This window comes from Cellulomonas sp. plas2, from assembly GCF_057221735.1.
Genome location: NZ_CM170155.1, coordinates 2,121,934 through 2,136,252 on the forward strand (window position 1 = coordinate 2,121,934; position 14,319 = coordinate 2,136,252).

Genomic DNA, 14,319 nt, shown 5'->3' on the forward strand with positions numbered 1-14,319 from the left:
TCCTGCGTCAGCGGTGTTGACGTGAACATCGGGGCGACGACGCCCCTGCGGCGAGGAGCCCCCCGGCAATGACGACGGCATGACGACCTTCACCATCGGCGAGCACGACTTCCTCGAGGACGGTCGGCCCGTCCGGCTGCTGTCGGGCGCGCTGCACTTCACGCGCATCCACCCCGGGCACTGGCGCGACCGGGTGCGCACGGCGCGGCTCATGGGGCTCGACACGATCGAGACGTACGTCATGTGGAACGAGCACGCACCGACCCCCGACCGCTTCGACACGGACGGGCGGCTCGACCTCGTCGCCTTCCTGCGGGTCGTGCAGGAGGAGGGCATGCGGGCGATCGTGCGCCCCGGGCCCTACGTGTGCGCGGAGTTCGACAACGGCGGCCTCCCGGCCTGGCTGACCGCCGACCCGCAGGTGGGTCTGCGCCGCCGCGAGCCGCGTTTTATGGCCGCGGTCGAGCGGTACCTGCGCCAGGTGTACGCGCTGGTGGCGCCCCTGCAGGTGGACCGCGGCGGGCCCGTGGTGCTCGTGCAGGTGGAGAACGAGTACGGCGCCTACGGCGACGACCACGACTACCTGCGCGAGCTGGTGCGGATCACCCGCGACGCCGGCATCACGGTGCCGCTGACCTCCATCGACCAGCCCGAGCCCGAGATGCTGCGGGCCGGGTCCGTGCCCGAGCTGCACAGCACCGGGTCCTTCGGCTCACGCGCCGTCGAACGCCTGGCCACGCTGCGCGCCGCCCAGCCGACCGGCCCCCTCATGTGCGCGGAGTTCTGGTGCGGCTGGTTCGACCACTGGGGCGCGCACCACCACACCACCGACGCCGCCGCCTCCGCCGCCGAGCTCGACGCGCTCCTGGCCGCCGGCGCCTCCGTCAACGTCTACATGGTCCACGGCGGCACGAGCTTCGGGCTCACCTCCGGGGCCAACGACAAGGGCGTCTACCAGCCGACGCTGACCAGCTACGACTACGACGCACCGATCGACGAGGCGGGCCGGCCGACGGAGAAGTTCTGGCGGTTCCGGGAGGTGATCGCCCGGTACGCGCCCGTGCCCGACGAGGTGCCGGAGCCGGCCAAGCCGGCTCCGGAGACCAGCGCGCCCCTGCGGCCCGTCGTCGGCCTGCTCGCCGCGGCCGAGCGGCTCGCGCCGTGGCGGGTGCACGACGAGGACGGCGGGCGCACGACCGGGACCGGCCACCGCGGCGCCGGCGTCCCGCCCACCCACGACGACCTCGGGCACTGGCGCGGCTTCGTCGCCTACCGCACGACGCTCACCGGCGGGGACGGCCCGGCGGTGCTGCGGGTGGCCGAGGTGCGCGACCGCGCGCAGGTGCTGCTCGACGGCGCCCCCGTCGGGGTGCTGCACCGCGACCACCACGACACGGCCCTCGTCCTGCCGCGCGGGCACGGCGAGCTGACGGTCCTCGTCGAGGACCAGGGACGCGTGAACTACGGCCCGCGGCTGGGCGAGCCGAAGGGGCTCGTCGGGCCCGTGCGGCTCGACGGGGCACCCGTCGGCGGCTGGTCGACGCTCGCGGTCGACCACGACGGGCTCGTCGGCGTGGTGCACGGCGTCCTCCGCGAGGGCCCGGCGGCCGCCGGGGGCGCGCCCGCCGCGGCGGACGGGCGACCGCTCGCGGGGCCGGTGCTGGCCCGTGCGGAGCTCGTGCTCGACGAGCCCGCCGACCTGTTCCTCGACACGCGCGGCTGGGGCAAGGGCCTCGCCTGGGTGAACGGCTTCGCGCTGGGCCGGTACTGGTCGCGCGGCCCCCAGCGCACGCTCTACGTGCCCGGCCCGGCCACCCGCGCGGGCGTCAACGAGCTCGTCGTGCTCGAGCTCGGGGCCGCCGACGCCGTCGCCCGCACCCTCGCCTGGCCCGACCTCGGGCACACGGAGCAGTAGGCACTGCCCGTCCACCCACCCTCCATCCACCTGCCCACCCGCCCCGACGCCGCCTCGACGAGGAGAGCCGTGACCCAGCCCGCGACGACCGACCCGACCCCCGACCCGACCCCCGACCCGACGACCGGCCCCACGGACGGCGCCCCGCCGCAGGCCGCCGCCACCGCGCGCCTGTCGGAGCGCCTGCAGTACGGCGGGGACTACAACCCCGAGCAGTGGGACCCCGCGGTGTGGGACGAGGACGTCACGCTCATGCAGCAGGCCGGCGTCACGCTGGCCACCGTCGGAGTCTTCTCGTGGGCCCGCCTCGAGCCGCGCCCCAAGGAGTACGACCTCGCGTGGCTCGACGACGTGCTCGACCGCCTGCACCGCGGCGGTGTGCGCGTGCTGCTGGCCACCGCGACGGCCTCGCCGCCGGCATGGCTGGCGCGCGAGCACCCGAGCTCCCTGCCCGTGACGGCCGACGGCGTCACCCTGCACCCGGGCTCGCGCCAGCAGTACAGCCCCTCGTCGTCCGCGTACCGCGAGCACGCGCTGCGCCTCGTCGAGACGCTGGCGGAGCGCTACGGCGACCACCCGGCGCTGGCCGCCTGGCACGTCAACAACGAGTACGGCTGCCACGTCCCCCGCTCCTACGACGCGGAGTCGGTCGCGGCGTTCCGCGCCTGGCTGGCCGAGCGCTACGGCACGGTCGAGCGGCTCAACGAGGCGTGGGGCACGGCCTTCTGGTCGCAGCGCTACGACTCCTTCGACGAGGTCGACGCCCCGCGCGCCATGCCGACGTTCGCGAACCCGACGCAGGTCCTGGACTTCGACCGGTTCAGCTCCGACGCCCTGCTGGCGCTGCACCGGGCCGAGGTGGACGTCCTGCGCCGGGTCACGCCGGCCGTGCCCGTGACGACGAACTTCATGGGCTTCTTCAAGGCCGCCGACTACTGGGCGTGGGCGCCCCACGTCGACGTCGTCACCGACGACGCCTACCCCGACCCCGCGGACCCCGAGGCGTACGTCCGGCTCGCGGCGTCCCGCGACCTCATGCGCTCCCTGCGCGACGGCCAGCCGTGGCTGCTCATGGAGAGCGCGACGAGCGCCGTGAACTGGCGGGCCGCCAACGCGCCCAAGCCCGCGGGCCTGCACCGCGCGCAGTCCCTGCAGGCCGTGGGCCGCGGCGCCGACGGCATCCTGCACTTCCAGTGGCGGCAGTCTGCCGCGGGGGCGGAGAAGTTCCACTCGGGGATGGTCCCGCACGTCGGGCCCGACTCCCGGGTCTTCCGCGAGGTCTGCGCGCTCGGCCGCGAGCTGGCCGAGCTGTCGGCCGAGGTCGCCGGGACGCGTGTGCCGTCCCGGGTCGCGCTCCTGGTCGACTGGGACTCCTGGCGTGCGGTGGAGCAGGAGGCCGTACCGGCCCGGACCGACTACGTCGAGCACCTGCTCGCCTGGTACCGGCCCTTCCTGCGCCGCGGCGTCACCGTCGACCTGCGCCCGCCGGGCGCGGACCTGTCCGGGTACGACCTCGTCGTCGCGCCGCTGCTGCAAGTCGCGTCGACGGAGGAGCTCGAGGGCCTCGACGCCTACGTGCGCGGCGGCGGGCACCTCGTCGTGGGCTACGGCTCGGCGGTGCTCGACCGCGACCTGCACGTGCGCCTCGGGGGCTACCTCGGGCCGCTGCAGGGCACGCTCGGCGTGCGGGTGGAGGAGCAGGCGCCCCTCGTCGGGGCTCCCGGGGCCGCCGCGCCCGTGACGCGGCTGGCCAGCGCGCCGGGCGACGCCGTCGACGGCGGGCTCTCCGGCACGGCGACGACGTGGCAGGAGGTGCTGCAGGTGCAGGACGCGCAGGTGCTCGCGACCTTCGCCGACGGCCACGCCGCCGGCGGGGCGGCGCTCACCCGGCGCGCGCACGGCGCCGGGGCCGCGTGGTACGTCGCGACCCTGCCCGACGAGGCGCTCCTCGACGCGCTCGTCGACCGCTGGACGGGCGAGGCGGGCGTGGAGCCGCTGCTGACCGCGCCGACCGCGGGCGTCGAGGCGGTGCGGCGCGGGGAGGTCCTCGTCGTCGTCAACCACACGCCGCAGGCGGTGCGGGTGCCGCTGGCCGGGGGCGCCCGGACGGTCGCTGGGCACGACGCGCTGGTGCTGCGCGGCTGACGCCGCCGCACCGGCGGGCCGGCGCCACCCTGCGCGGGGTGACGCCGGCCCGTCGCGTCAGGCCCGGTGCCGGCGGCGCACCAGCAGCAGGACCGCCCCGGCGACGAGGCCGGTCCCGGCGACGAGCGCCAGCACCCCGGCCTCCGCACCGGTGCTCGCGAGCCCACCGCGGCCGGGGCGGGCCGCGGCGACCGCGGGCGTCGGGCCGGTCGTGGGACCGGCGGTCGGACCCGTCGTCGGCGCGGCGGTGGGCGCCGCCGTCGGGGAGTCCGTCGGGTCCGGCGCGGCGGTGGGCGTCGGGTCCGGGCCGGGGGTCGGCTCCGGCGTGGGGTCGGGCGCGACGGACCCCGTCGTGAGCGTCCAGTTGGCGTCCGCGAACGTCGCCGGGTCGATCGTCCCCGTGCGCTGCGCCTCCTCGATGAGCAGCTGGCGGATCTCCAGCAGCTCGTCGTACACGACCGGCGCGTCGGCGACGTGCGGGAAGGCCCCGCCGCCGCTCTGCCGGTAGTTGTTGACGGCCAGGACGAACCGGTCCGCGTCGCCGATCGGCCTGCCGTCCGGGTACGTCAGGTCGCGGATGCGCGCGCCCACGGGCTGCGAGACGTCGATCGTGTAGTCGAGGCCCGACAGCACGTCGTAGTTGTAGTCCGGCACGCCCTGGGGGCGGTCGGGGTACGCGGCGTTGGTGCCCGTGGCGGGGTCGAAGGCCGCGCCCGGCGCGGTCTGCACGAAGTACCGGGCCGAGTACTCGAGGTAGTCGCGCACCTGCGCGCCGGTCAGCTCGACGCCGCGCAGGGTGTTCTCGTAGATGTACAGCCCGGCGATGTCGCGGATCGTCACCTCGCCCTGCGGGAAGACGGCGGTCCGGGAGAACGGCGAGGCCTGGCTGATGACGGGCACGTCGGCCAGCGCCGTGCCGTCGAGCGCCGCGTCGAGGGTCCGCGCCTGGACGTCGTTGATGAAGTCGATGATGGGCGTGTCCTCGTAGCGGGAGGTCGCCGCCGGCAGCTCCGTCACGGACGTCGCCACGGGCGTGTTGACGTAGTCCACGGTCGTCGCGTGCTCGTCGGCGACCGCGTCGAGCACGGCCTGGCTCTCGGTCGGCACGTCCTGGCCGTAGCGGGCGACCGCCCGCGGGGCGTCGTCGCCGTCCCAGCTCACCTCGAGGCCGCCGGCGCCGTCGTCGACGAGGTGCAGGGTCGTCTCCGTGACGCCGCGCGCCCAGTAGTACGGCTGGGTCAGCAGCACCTTCTCGCCGGCGACGTTCGTGTACACCTCCTCGGGCACGTCCTGGTGGCTGTGCCCGGCGACGAGCACGTCGATGCCCGGCACCTGCACCGCGATGTTGTTGGCCACGTCCTCGGGCAGCGCCGCGGGGTCGTAGGCGTCGTCGGGCACCGTGCCCTGACCGGTGTGGGCGAGGACGACGACGACGTCGGCCTGCGCGTCGACGACCGGCACCCACTCCTTCGCGGTGGTGACCATGTCGCGGAACTCGAGCACGCCGTCGACGTACTGCTCGTCCCACACGCGCACCCCGGGGGTGACCAGGCCCAGGACGCCGATCGTCACCGTGCGGCCGTCGACCTCCCGCTCGATCAGGGTGTACGGCCGGCCCTCGGGGTCGGTGTGGTACGGCTGCCCGGTCGCGACGTCCACGACGTTCGCGCCCAGCAGCGGCGCGGCGAGGTCGCGGTCGTAGGCGGCCAGCAGGTCCAGGCCGTAGTTGTACTCGTGGTTGCCGACGACCTGCGCGTCGTAGCCGATGGTGTTGAACGCCTGGGCCATCGGGTGGACGGTCGAGCCGGCGAGCACGCCCGCCCGGCCCGGGCCGTAGCCGTACCAGTAGGTCAGGGGCGTGCCCTGGATGGCGTCGCCGTTGTCGACGACGACGACGGACTCCGCCCCGCGCTCGGCGCGGACCTGCTCGACGACGGTGCCGACACGGGTCAGGCCGAGCACGTCGTCGTCGGTGTACTCGGTGTCGGCGAAGTAGTCCCAGTTGCGCACGTGGCCGTGCACGTCGGTCGTCGCCAGGAGGGTGAGCTCGAGGCCCTCGTCGGCGGGGGCCGCGGCGGCCGGGGCGGCGGCGGCGGCGAGGGCGAGGGCGGCGAGCGCGGCGGCGGCCGTGGCGGCGGCCGCGGCGCCGGGGAGCGGACGAGCGGGCATGGGTCTCCCGGGGTGGGGGGACACCGGCGGGCGCCGGCGTCGGTCGGGTGGTGCGCCGGCCGACGTGGGCCCACCCGACCGGGCACGCCGGCTGTGCAGCACCCGTGGGCTGCAGGTGCGTCACCCGTACCCCGTCGGTGCCCCCACCGTACCGCCCGGTACGTCCCCTCTGTCCGGACCCGCCGAGGTGCGGGGCGGCAGCGGCGTGCCTACCGTCGGCGTCGAGGGTGCGCGGACGGCGCGCCGCGACGACGGCCGGCCGGCCGGCAGGACAGGAGACGCAGGGTGCTGACGACCGAGGACATCGCGCCCGTGCTGGCCGGTGGCGGGCACGTGGTGGCCGCCGACGGCAAGGCCGTCGGGCGCGTCCAGGACGTGTTCCTCGGCGCCGGCACCGGACAGCCCGCGTGGGTCGCCGTGCTCGTCGGACGCCTGCGCCACCGGACCGTGCTCGTGCCGCTCGACGACGCGGGCGTCGACGGCGACGCGATCACCGTGCCGTACGACGCCACGCTCCTCAAGCACGCACCGGACGTCACGGCCCCCGACGGGCGTCTCTCCCCCGACGACGAGGCGACGCTGCGCGCGCACTACGTCGCCACGGGCACGGACCACCTGCCCGACCACGACCCCGACGACGACCACCACGACCACCACGACGACCACCACGACGACCACCACCGGACGGACGACGGGGACGGTCCGGCGACGCCGGGCGGCCCGTCCCACGAGACCTCGCGTGCAGCCCATCGCGCCGACGGTCCTGCCCGCTGACCGGCGGGCACCCGACCCCGCGCACCGCGCGCACCCAGGAGGAACCATGAGCACCCCCGTCACCCCGCCGGCCGACGGCCGCGGCACCACCCCCGACCCCGGCGCCTCCGGCACCACCGACCCGACCGGCACCTCCGGTGGGGGCGCCATGTCCGCCAAGGCCTTCGGCCGGGACCGCGCGAGCGTCGTGGCGCGTGAGAAGGAGGCGTTCGGCGGCGTGAAGGTCGGCTCGGCCTTCTTCGGCTGGCTGACCGCGACCGGCACGGCCGTCCTGCTCACCGCCCTCCTGGCGGGCGCCGGCACGGCCGTCAGCGTCGCGACCGACACCACGCTCGACGACGTCGCCTCGCAGCCCGAGACGGTCGGCATCGCCGGCTCGATCGCCCTGCTCGTCATCGTGCTCGTCGCCTACTACTGCGGCGGGTACGTCGCCGGCCGCATGGCGCGGTTCGACGGCGTCAAGCAGGGCATCGCCGTGTGGGTCTGGGCCGTCGTCGTGGCCGTCGTCGTCGCGGTGCTCGGCCTCGTCGCCGGCAACCAGTTCGACGTGCTCGCGCAGCTCAACGCCTTCCCGCGCCTGCCGGTGGGCGAGGGCGAGCTGACGACGAGCGGCGTCGTGGCGGTGCTCATCGTCGCGGCCGCCAGCCTCGTCGGCGCCATCCTCGGCGGCATCGCCGGCATGCGGTTCCACCGCAAGGTCGACAAGGCCGGCCTCGCCAGCTGACGACCCCTCCCGCACGACGACGGCGCGGTCCCCCACCCGGGGGCCGCGCCGTCGTCGTCCCGGGCCGGCCGGACGGTGCGCCGTCAGCCGGCGTAGGGCAGCACGGGCTTCCCGGGCACCTCGACGCGCGCCCGGAACACGGCCCCGGCCTCGGGCTCGGGGTCGTCCAGCCCCTCGCGGGACGTCGTGACGAACAGGTCCCGCCCGTCCTCGCCGCCGAGGGTGCAGGCCGTCACGCCGGACGTCGGCAGCGCGACCTCCGCGAGCGTGCGGCCCTCCGGCGACAGGCAGCGGACCGCCCCGGCGCCGTTGAGCGCGACCCACACGTTCCCGGCCGCGTCGACGACGAGGCCGTCCGGCCGCTCGTCGTCCTGGCCGCGCCACCAGGGCCGCCGCCCCGTCAGCGTGCCGTCCCGCACGTCCAGGACGTCGGTGCCACCGGTCGCCGTGTCGTTGTAGTAGGCCAGGGAGCCGTCCGGGCTGACGTCGATCCCGTTGGAGATCGACACCGGGGTGAGCAGCGGGGCGGCGGTGCCGTCGGCGGCCACCCGCCAGAGCGTCCCCCGCCCCGGGCTCCCGTCCGTGGCCATCGACCCCGCGTACAGCGTGCCGGCCGGGTCGCACCCGCCCTCGTTCATGCGGACGTCCCCCTCTGTCCAGAGCTCGGGCAGCGCCACCGGCGGCGCGTCCACGTCGTCCGCCAGCCCGATCCCGCGCTGCAGCCCGACGACGTAGCCGCCGCGGGTGCGAGGCCGCACGAACGCCGCGAGCGTCCCGACGTGCAGCCGGTCCACGGAGCCGTCCGCCCGCAGCGTGAGCAGGTCCCCGGCGTGCATGTCGACCCAGCGCAGACCGCCCCACGAGGGGTGCCACACCGGCCCCTCCGCGTGGTACGCCAGTGCCTCCGTGACCTGCTCGGCCTGCCCCGTGCCCGTCGCCGCCATGCCCGTGCCCTCCGTCGTCGTCCGCGGCCCGGCACGGGCCGCACCGCCACCCTCCCCGCGGCCGGGGCGGACCGCCACCGCGCGCCCCGCCGGGCCCGGACCCTGGAACCGTCAGGGTGTCGCGCCTCGCACCGCCACCTCCGGGTCCGGCGGAAGCCCCGGCGGGACGCTGCCAGGCCCGGCCTCCGGCGGGCGCGGGACGTCCTGGCGGTGCAGCCGGACACCGACGAGCGCGACGTCGTCGGCCGGCCGCTCGGGCAGCATCCGCCGCACGACCTCGTCGCACAGGGTCTGCAGGGGCGGGTCGCCGGCACCGACCTCGGCGAGCACCGCCCGGAGCTCGTCCATGCCCGCCCGGACGCTGCGGTCCCGCCGCTCGACGAGGCCGTCCGTGTACAGCAGGACCGTCGCGCCGCGCCGCAGCACCGCGACGTGCTCCGTGCGGGAGCACTCGGGCACGACGCCGAGCAACGGGTCGTTCCGGGCGGCGGCGAGGGTCTCCACGGTGCCGTCGGGGTGCAGGACGAGAGGGCTCGGGTGCCCGGCGTTCGACCAGCGCAGCCGGCAGAGCCCCGCGGCGCGCTCCTCGCGCTCCTGCTCCACGCGGGCCACCACCGCCGTCGCGATCGTCGAGGACTGCAGCGTGCGCATCCCCCGGTCGACCAGCGTCAGCAGCTCGGCCGGCCCCGCCCCCGTCGCCACGCCGATCCCGCGCAGCACCGACCGGAGCTGCCCCATCGCCGCGGCCGCGTCCATGTCGTGGCCGGCGACGTCACCCACGACCAGCATCGTGCGCCCGTCGGCCTGCAGGAACGCGTCGTACCAGTCGCCGCCCACCCGCGCCGCGACGGCCGCCGGCTCGTAACGGACGACCACCTCCACGTGGTCCGGCTCGGGCGGGTCGGTGAGCATCGCCCGCTGCAGCGCCTCCGCCAGGTGCCGCTGCTCGCGGTACAGGCGGGCGTTGTCGAGGGCGAGCCCGGCCCGTCCGGCGACCTCCGTGGCGGTGCGCAGGTCCTCGTCGTCGAACGGCGCCCGCTCGGGACCGATGAAGAGGCTGAGCGCACCGAGGGTCCGACCGCGCGCGCGCATGGGCACGACCGCGCCGCCCTCGGGCGCGAGCCGCGCGAGCAGGTCCCGCGCCTCCCCCGGGCGCAGCACGCGCGCCACCTCCGTGTGCGCGGGCCGCGCGACCTGGACCGCCTGGCCCTCCTCGAGCGCCCGCAGCAGGAAGGACCGGTCCTCGAGCGCCGCGAGCCGCGTCGCGGCGTACCGCTCCGCGACGGGCCGCATCGCCGGGTCCCGGTGCCAGGAGCCGACGTCGCGCAGGTCGCGGCGGCTCGCGACGTCCCCGTGGTCCTCGACGAGCGTGACGACGCACCAGTCGGCCAGTGCGGGCACGACGAGGTGCGCGAGCCGGGCGACCGCCTCCTCCGCCTCCAGCGTCTCGCCGAGCCGCGCGCTGACCTCAGCGGTGAGACGGGCGCGCTCCGCCGCCCGGACGACCGCCTCCTCCGTGCGCCGCCGCTCCGTCACGTCCGAGAAGTAGACGGACAGGCCCGCGGGGTTCGGCCAGGCGCGGACCTGGAACCAGGCGAGCAGGGGTTCGGGGTACCAGGCGTCGAAGGCGACCTCCTGCCCCGTCGCCACGGCGCGCCGGTACTGCTCCTCGAACGGCGATCCCGGCGCCGCCGGGAACAGGTCCCACACCACGCCGCCCAGGAGGTCCTCGCGCGTGCGGCCCAGCAGCTTCTCGGCCCGGGCGTTGACGTAGGTGAAGCGCCAGTCCCGGTCGAGGGAGTAGAACGCCGTCGGCATGGTCTCGAGCACGCGCGCCACCTGGGCCTCGCCGTCGCGGCGCAGGGTGGAGTCGAAGGCGGCACCGACGACGCGCTGCGCGGTCCCGTCCGGACCGAGCAGCGCACGACCGCGCGCGGTGAACCAGCGCGGTTCGCCGGCCGCGGTGACCACCCGGTACTCCACCTCGAGGTCCCCGCCCGACGCGAGCGCGGTACCGAGCACCGCTCGCACGGTGGGCAGGTCGTCGGGGTGGACGATGCGCTCGAACGTCTCGATGCGCTGGTCGAACGTCGTCTCGTCGAACCCGGCGATCTGCAGCATCCGCCGGTTCCACAGCAGGCGGCCGGTCGCGACCTCCCAGTCGAAGGTGCCGATGCCCGCGGCCTCGACCGCGGCCGCACCGAGCAGCCCCTCGCGGTCGTCGTCCCCGCCGTCGCGTCGTGCCCGGCCGTCCGCGGGGTCGTCCGCGGGGTCGACGACGGCGCCGTCCGTCGCGTCCATCCGTCCCCCACCCGCCGCGTCGGCCGCTGCTCCGACCCCGTGACCGCTCATCATGGCGGATCCGGGGCGCGCACGCCCGCGACGCGGGCGACGGTGTCGGTGTCGGTGTCGGTGTCGGTAAGGGCTACTCGGCGCGGCGCTGCTCGACCGTCGTCGCGCGCGCCGTCGTCGTGCGCCCGGACCGCTCCCGCAGCCACAGGACGGCGCCGGCGGCGTGCCAGCTGAGCGCGGACGAGCCCGTCATGACCAGGACGAGCCCGATGAAGTGCGTGGCGTCCACGGCAGTCCCCCGGGGTGCGGTGCGCGCCCGCACGTCGCGGGCCGCCTCACCCCCTCCATCGGCAGGCCGGGTCGCGGACCTGAGCGCGTGCCGGCCGTGCGGCCACGACCTGTCTCGCCACGACTGCCACGCAGGCACGGCGCGTCAGGCTGCGGCGTGCGCCCTCACGACGAGGTGCTCCCGCAGCCTCGCGCGGTGCCACGACGCCCAGGCGAGCCGGTGCAGGGCCGACCGCCCTCCGGTACGGTGCAGCTCGACGAGGGCCGGCAGCAGGTCGACCTCGTCCGGCGCGGCGAGCAGCTCGACCACCGGGCCCTGGGCGTCGTCGACGGACACGACCAGGGCCGGCGCGTACTCCCAGGCGGGGCGCACGTGCAGGCGCAGCCCGTCGACCTCGAGGGGCCCGGGCAGGTCGCGGCCGAGCAGGCGCACCCCCGTCAGGGCCGCGCGCACCTGCGTGGCCTCCCGCGGGTCGAGCCCCTCGGTGGCGTCGAGCTCGTCGAGGTCGGCCAGGACCACGCAGTCCAGGCCCGGCTCCTCCCCGTCGGGGTGCCAGGAGCCGTCGAGCTCGACCGTGCAGAAGCCGTCCTCGACGCGCACCGCCGCCGCGAGGAGCGCCAGGCGCTCGGCCAGCGGGGCCCGGCGCAGCGGGTGGCGCCGGACGGAGGCCGCGACGCCGCAGGAGCAGGAGATCGTCACCATGCCCTCAGGGTGCGCCCCGCCACCGACACGGCCGCCCACGACGCGCCGGGACGACCGCGCCCGCAGGGCTGCCCCGTCAGGCGTCGCGCTCGACGACCTTCACGTCCTGGATCGTCACGCCGGGCACCTGCAGGTCCTTGCCCGCCTTGGAGAACGCCGCCACCAGGGAGGACGCGGCGCGGTCCTCGGGACGGATGTCGTCCGGCTGCAGGGAGTCCTCCGGCGTGGAGGCGCGGACCGCGTCGACGAGGGCGTCCTCGTCGGTGATGTCGACCTGGAGCTCGAGCGTGAGGGTGTGCGTCGTCATGCCCCCAGGGTGCTGGACCGGCGCACGCTCGGCCACCCGGCGGGATGCGGGTGCGCGCGACCGGTGCCACGGTGGGGGCGTGCTCGCCCCCACCTCCCCCGTCCGCACGCTCTGGCTGGTCAGGCATGGCGAGAGCCTCGGCAACGTGGCCGCGTCGGAGGCGGAGCGCACCGGCTCGGAGGTCGTCGACGTCGCGACGCGGGACGCGGACACGCCGCTGTCGGACCGGGGCCGGGAGCAGGCGGCCGCCCTCGGCCGGCACCTCGCGGCGCTGCCGGACGGCGAGCGTCCGACCGCCCTCTGGGTCTCCCCCTACGCCCGGACCCGGGCCACGGCGGCGGACGCCCTCGCCGCGGGCGGCCTCGACCTGCCGGTGCGGGTCGACGAGCGGCTGCGCGACCGGGAGCTCGGCGTGCTCGACCGGCTCACCGCGCGCGGCGTCGCCGCCCGCTTCCCGGCGGAGGCCGAGCGGCGCCGGCACCTCGGCAAGACCTACCACCGCCCCCCGGGCGGCGAGTCGTGGTCGGACGTCGCGCTGCGGCTGCGGTCCTGGTGGTCCGACGTGGAGCGCCGCGAGGACCACGAGCGGCTCCTCGTCGTCACCCACGACGCCGTCGTCGTGCTGCTGCGCGCCGTGCTCGAGGGCCTCGACGAGGACGAGCTCATGGCACTGGTCCGCGCCGGCAGCGTCCGCAACGCCTCGGTGACGACCCTCGAGCGGCGTCCCGACGGACGGCAGGACGGCGGCGGGGCCGGCACCGGCGCGTGGCGCGCGCTGCAGGCCGACGAGGTCGGCCACCTCGCGGGCGACGCGCCGGTCACCGAGCACCCCGGACGGAAGGACGACGCATGAGCGACGACCGCGACGGGGACGGCGTGGGCGTGCCGGGCGGGGACCCGGTCGCCCTGACGCCGGCCGTGCTGCGCGACTGGCCGCTGCCCGACCGCCGCGGGTCGAAGGACCGGCGGGGGGCGGTCCTCGTCGTCGGCGGGGCGCGCGGGACGGTCGGCGCCGTGCTGCTCGCCGGCGTCGCCGCGCTCCGCGTGGGGGCCGGGCGGCTGAGCCTGGCGGTGGCGGGGTCCGTCGCCCCGGCGCTCGCGGTGGCCGTGCCCGAGGCGGGCGTCACGGGGCTGCCCGAGACCGCCGCCGGATCTCTCGTCGGGTCCGACGCGGGTCTGCTCGACGGCGACCTGGAGCGGGCGCGTGCCGTCGTCCTCGGGCCGGGGCTCGACGAGCCCGACGGCACGCGGGCGCTGCTGCGGGCGGTCGCGACCCGCACGGGCACGGACGTGCCCGTCCTGCTCGACGCCTTCGCCCTCGGGGTGCTGCCGTCGACGCCCGACGTGCACGACGCGCTCGCCGGCCGCCTCGTCCTCACGCCGAACGGCGCCGAGGCGGACCGGCTGCTCGGCGACGACGAGGGCGGGGCGCACGGGTCCGACCGCGAGGTCGCGCACGCGATCGCGGCGCGCTTCGGTGCGGTCGTGGCCCTCAGCGGCACGGTCGTCGCGCCCGACGGACGCGCGTGGACCTCGCCGACCGGCGCCTCCGGCCTCGGCACGTCGGGCAGCGGGGACGTCCTCGCGGGCGCCGTGGCCGGCCTGCTCGCGGGCGGGACGCCGACCGACCAGGCCGCCTGCTGGGGCGTGTCCATGCACGGCCTCGCCGGCGACCGGCTGGCCGCCCGCGTCGGCCCGCTGGGCTACCTCGCGCGCGAGCTGTGCGAGGAGCTGCCGCGCGTGCTGGTGGAGCTCACCGCCCGCTAGGCGGCGCTCCGGCAGCCGACGCGCGGACCAGCCGCGGGACCCCCCGCGCGGGCGACGGGACGGCTCCCGCGCGACGGCTGCGGTCCCGGTCGGCCCACCGGACGCTCGCCCGGGCGTCCAGCTCGGCGACGACGTCGAGCAGCCGCCGACCGGCCTCGTCGCGCCCGACGGGCTCGTCGGCCTCCATGCGGCGCCGCACGAGCTCGCGCAGCAGGACGTGCAGGTGCTCGCAGGACACGAGCGACAGATCGGACATGACCGCCCCTTGGCGACGCCGACCGTGCGCGATCT

The 14,319-nt window shown here is 76.8% G+C and carries 13 protein-coding genes; 6 read left to right on the top strand and 7 right to left on the bottom strand.

The features are described 5' to 3' along the window. Positions 1 to 79: 79 nt before the first annotated feature. Together AC2TDM_RS09535 and AC2TDM_RS09540 are read left to right on the top strand one after the other, a co-directional pair. Complete coding sequence (locus AC2TDM_RS09535) at positions 80 to 1,915, top strand: glycoside hydrolase family 35 protein (RefSeq protein ID WP_484634466.1); 1,836 nt, start codon at positions 80 to 82, stop codon at positions 1,913 to 1,915. Positions 1,916 to 1,984: 69 nt separating this feature from the next. Further along, positions 1,985 to 4,060: a beta-galactosidase gene (locus tag AC2TDM_RS09540; RefSeq protein ID WP_484634467.1), complete on the top strand. Its 2,076-nt coding sequence runs from the start codon at positions 1,985 to 1,987 to the stop codon at positions 4,058 to 4,060. Positions 4,061 to 4,117: 57 nt separating this feature from the next. Here AC2TDM_RS09540 and AC2TDM_RS09545 read toward each other — a convergent pair whose 3' ends face one another. After that, the gene (locus AC2TDM_RS09545; protein ID WP_484634468.1) at positions 4,118 to 6,229 is read right to left on the bottom strand and encodes a 5'-nucleotidase C-terminal domain-containing protein; all 2,112 of its coding nucleotides are present in this window, start codon (positions 6,227 to 6,229) and stop codon (positions 4,118 to 4,120) included. A 285-nt stretch (positions 6,230 to 6,514) separates the two neighbouring features. Between AC2TDM_RS09545 and AC2TDM_RS09550 the strand changes: the two genes are divergently transcribed. Together AC2TDM_RS09550 and AC2TDM_RS09555 are read left to right on the top strand one after the other, a co-directional pair. Beyond that, entirely contained in the window at positions 6,515 to 7,003 is a 489-nt protein-coding gene (locus AC2TDM_RS09550) for a PRC-barrel domain-containing protein (protein WP_484634469.1), read from the top strand. Positions 7,004 to 7,049: 46 nt separating this feature from the next. After that, positions 7,050 to 7,727: a hypothetical protein gene (locus tag AC2TDM_RS09555; RefSeq protein WP_484634470.1), complete on the top strand. Its 678-nt coding sequence runs from the start codon at positions 7,050 to 7,052 to the stop codon at positions 7,725 to 7,727. Positions 7,728 to 7,810: 83 nt separating this feature from the next. On the opposite strand, the gene AC2TDM_RS09560 is transcribed toward AC2TDM_RS09555, so the two are convergent. From AC2TDM_RS09560 to AC2TDM_RS09580, 5 genes are all read right to left on the bottom strand, one after another. Further along, entirely contained in the window at positions 7,811 to 8,749 is a 939-nt protein-coding gene (locus AC2TDM_RS09560; protein ID WP_484634471.1) for an SMP-30/gluconolactonase/LRE family protein, read from the bottom strand. Between the two features lie 33 nt (positions 8,750 to 8,782). Continuing rightward, positions 8,783 to 10,972, bottom strand: a complete 2,190-nt coding sequence (locus tag AC2TDM_RS09565; protein WP_484634472.1) for a SpoIIE family protein phosphatase — start codon at positions 10,970 to 10,972, stop codon at positions 8,783 to 8,785. A 124-nt stretch (positions 10,973 to 11,096) separates the two neighbouring features. Continuing rightward, positions 11,097 to 11,252 (bottom strand): hypothetical protein, encoded by a 156-nt coding sequence (locus tag AC2TDM_RS09570; protein ID WP_175499580.1) that lies wholly within the window; start codon positions 11,250 to 11,252, stop codon positions 11,097 to 11,099. Between the two features lie 144 nt (positions 11,253 to 11,396). Next, a complete protein-coding gene (locus AC2TDM_RS09575; protein ID WP_484634473.1) occupies positions 11,397 to 11,954 on the bottom strand; it encodes a hypothetical protein in 558 nt (185 codons plus the stop codon). A 76-nt stretch (positions 11,955 to 12,030) separates the two neighbouring features. Continuing rightward, positions 12,031 to 12,261, bottom strand: coding sequence for a hypothetical protein (locus AC2TDM_RS09580; protein WP_484634474.1), 231 nt, complete (start codon positions 12,259 to 12,261; stop codon positions 12,031 to 12,033). Positions 12,262 to 12,340: 79 nt separating this feature from the next. Between AC2TDM_RS09580 and AC2TDM_RS09585 the strand changes: the two genes are divergently transcribed. Together AC2TDM_RS09585 and AC2TDM_RS09590 are read left to right on the top strand one after the other, a co-directional pair. Continuing rightward, positions 12,341 to 13,114: a histidine phosphatase family protein gene (locus AC2TDM_RS09585; protein ID WP_239078908.1), complete on the top strand. Its 774-nt coding sequence runs from the start codon at positions 12,341 to 12,343 to the stop codon at positions 13,112 to 13,114. Continuing rightward, a complete protein-coding gene (locus tag AC2TDM_RS09590; protein WP_175499581.1) occupies positions 13,111 to 14,028 on the top strand; it encodes an NAD(P)H-hydrate dehydratase in 918 nt (305 codons plus the stop codon). Before AC2TDM_RS09585 ends, AC2TDM_RS09590 begins: the two co-directional genes overlap by 4 nt. On the opposite strand, the gene AC2TDM_RS09595 is transcribed toward AC2TDM_RS09590, so the two are convergent. Further along, positions 14,015 to 14,284, bottom strand: a complete 270-nt coding sequence (locus AC2TDM_RS09595) for a hypothetical protein (RefSeq protein WP_484634475.1) — start codon at positions 14,282 to 14,284, stop codon at positions 14,015 to 14,017. The two genes, AC2TDM_RS09590 and AC2TDM_RS09595, sit on opposite strands and share 14 nt — an antisense overlap. Positions 14,285 to 14,319: the final 35 nt, after the last annotated feature.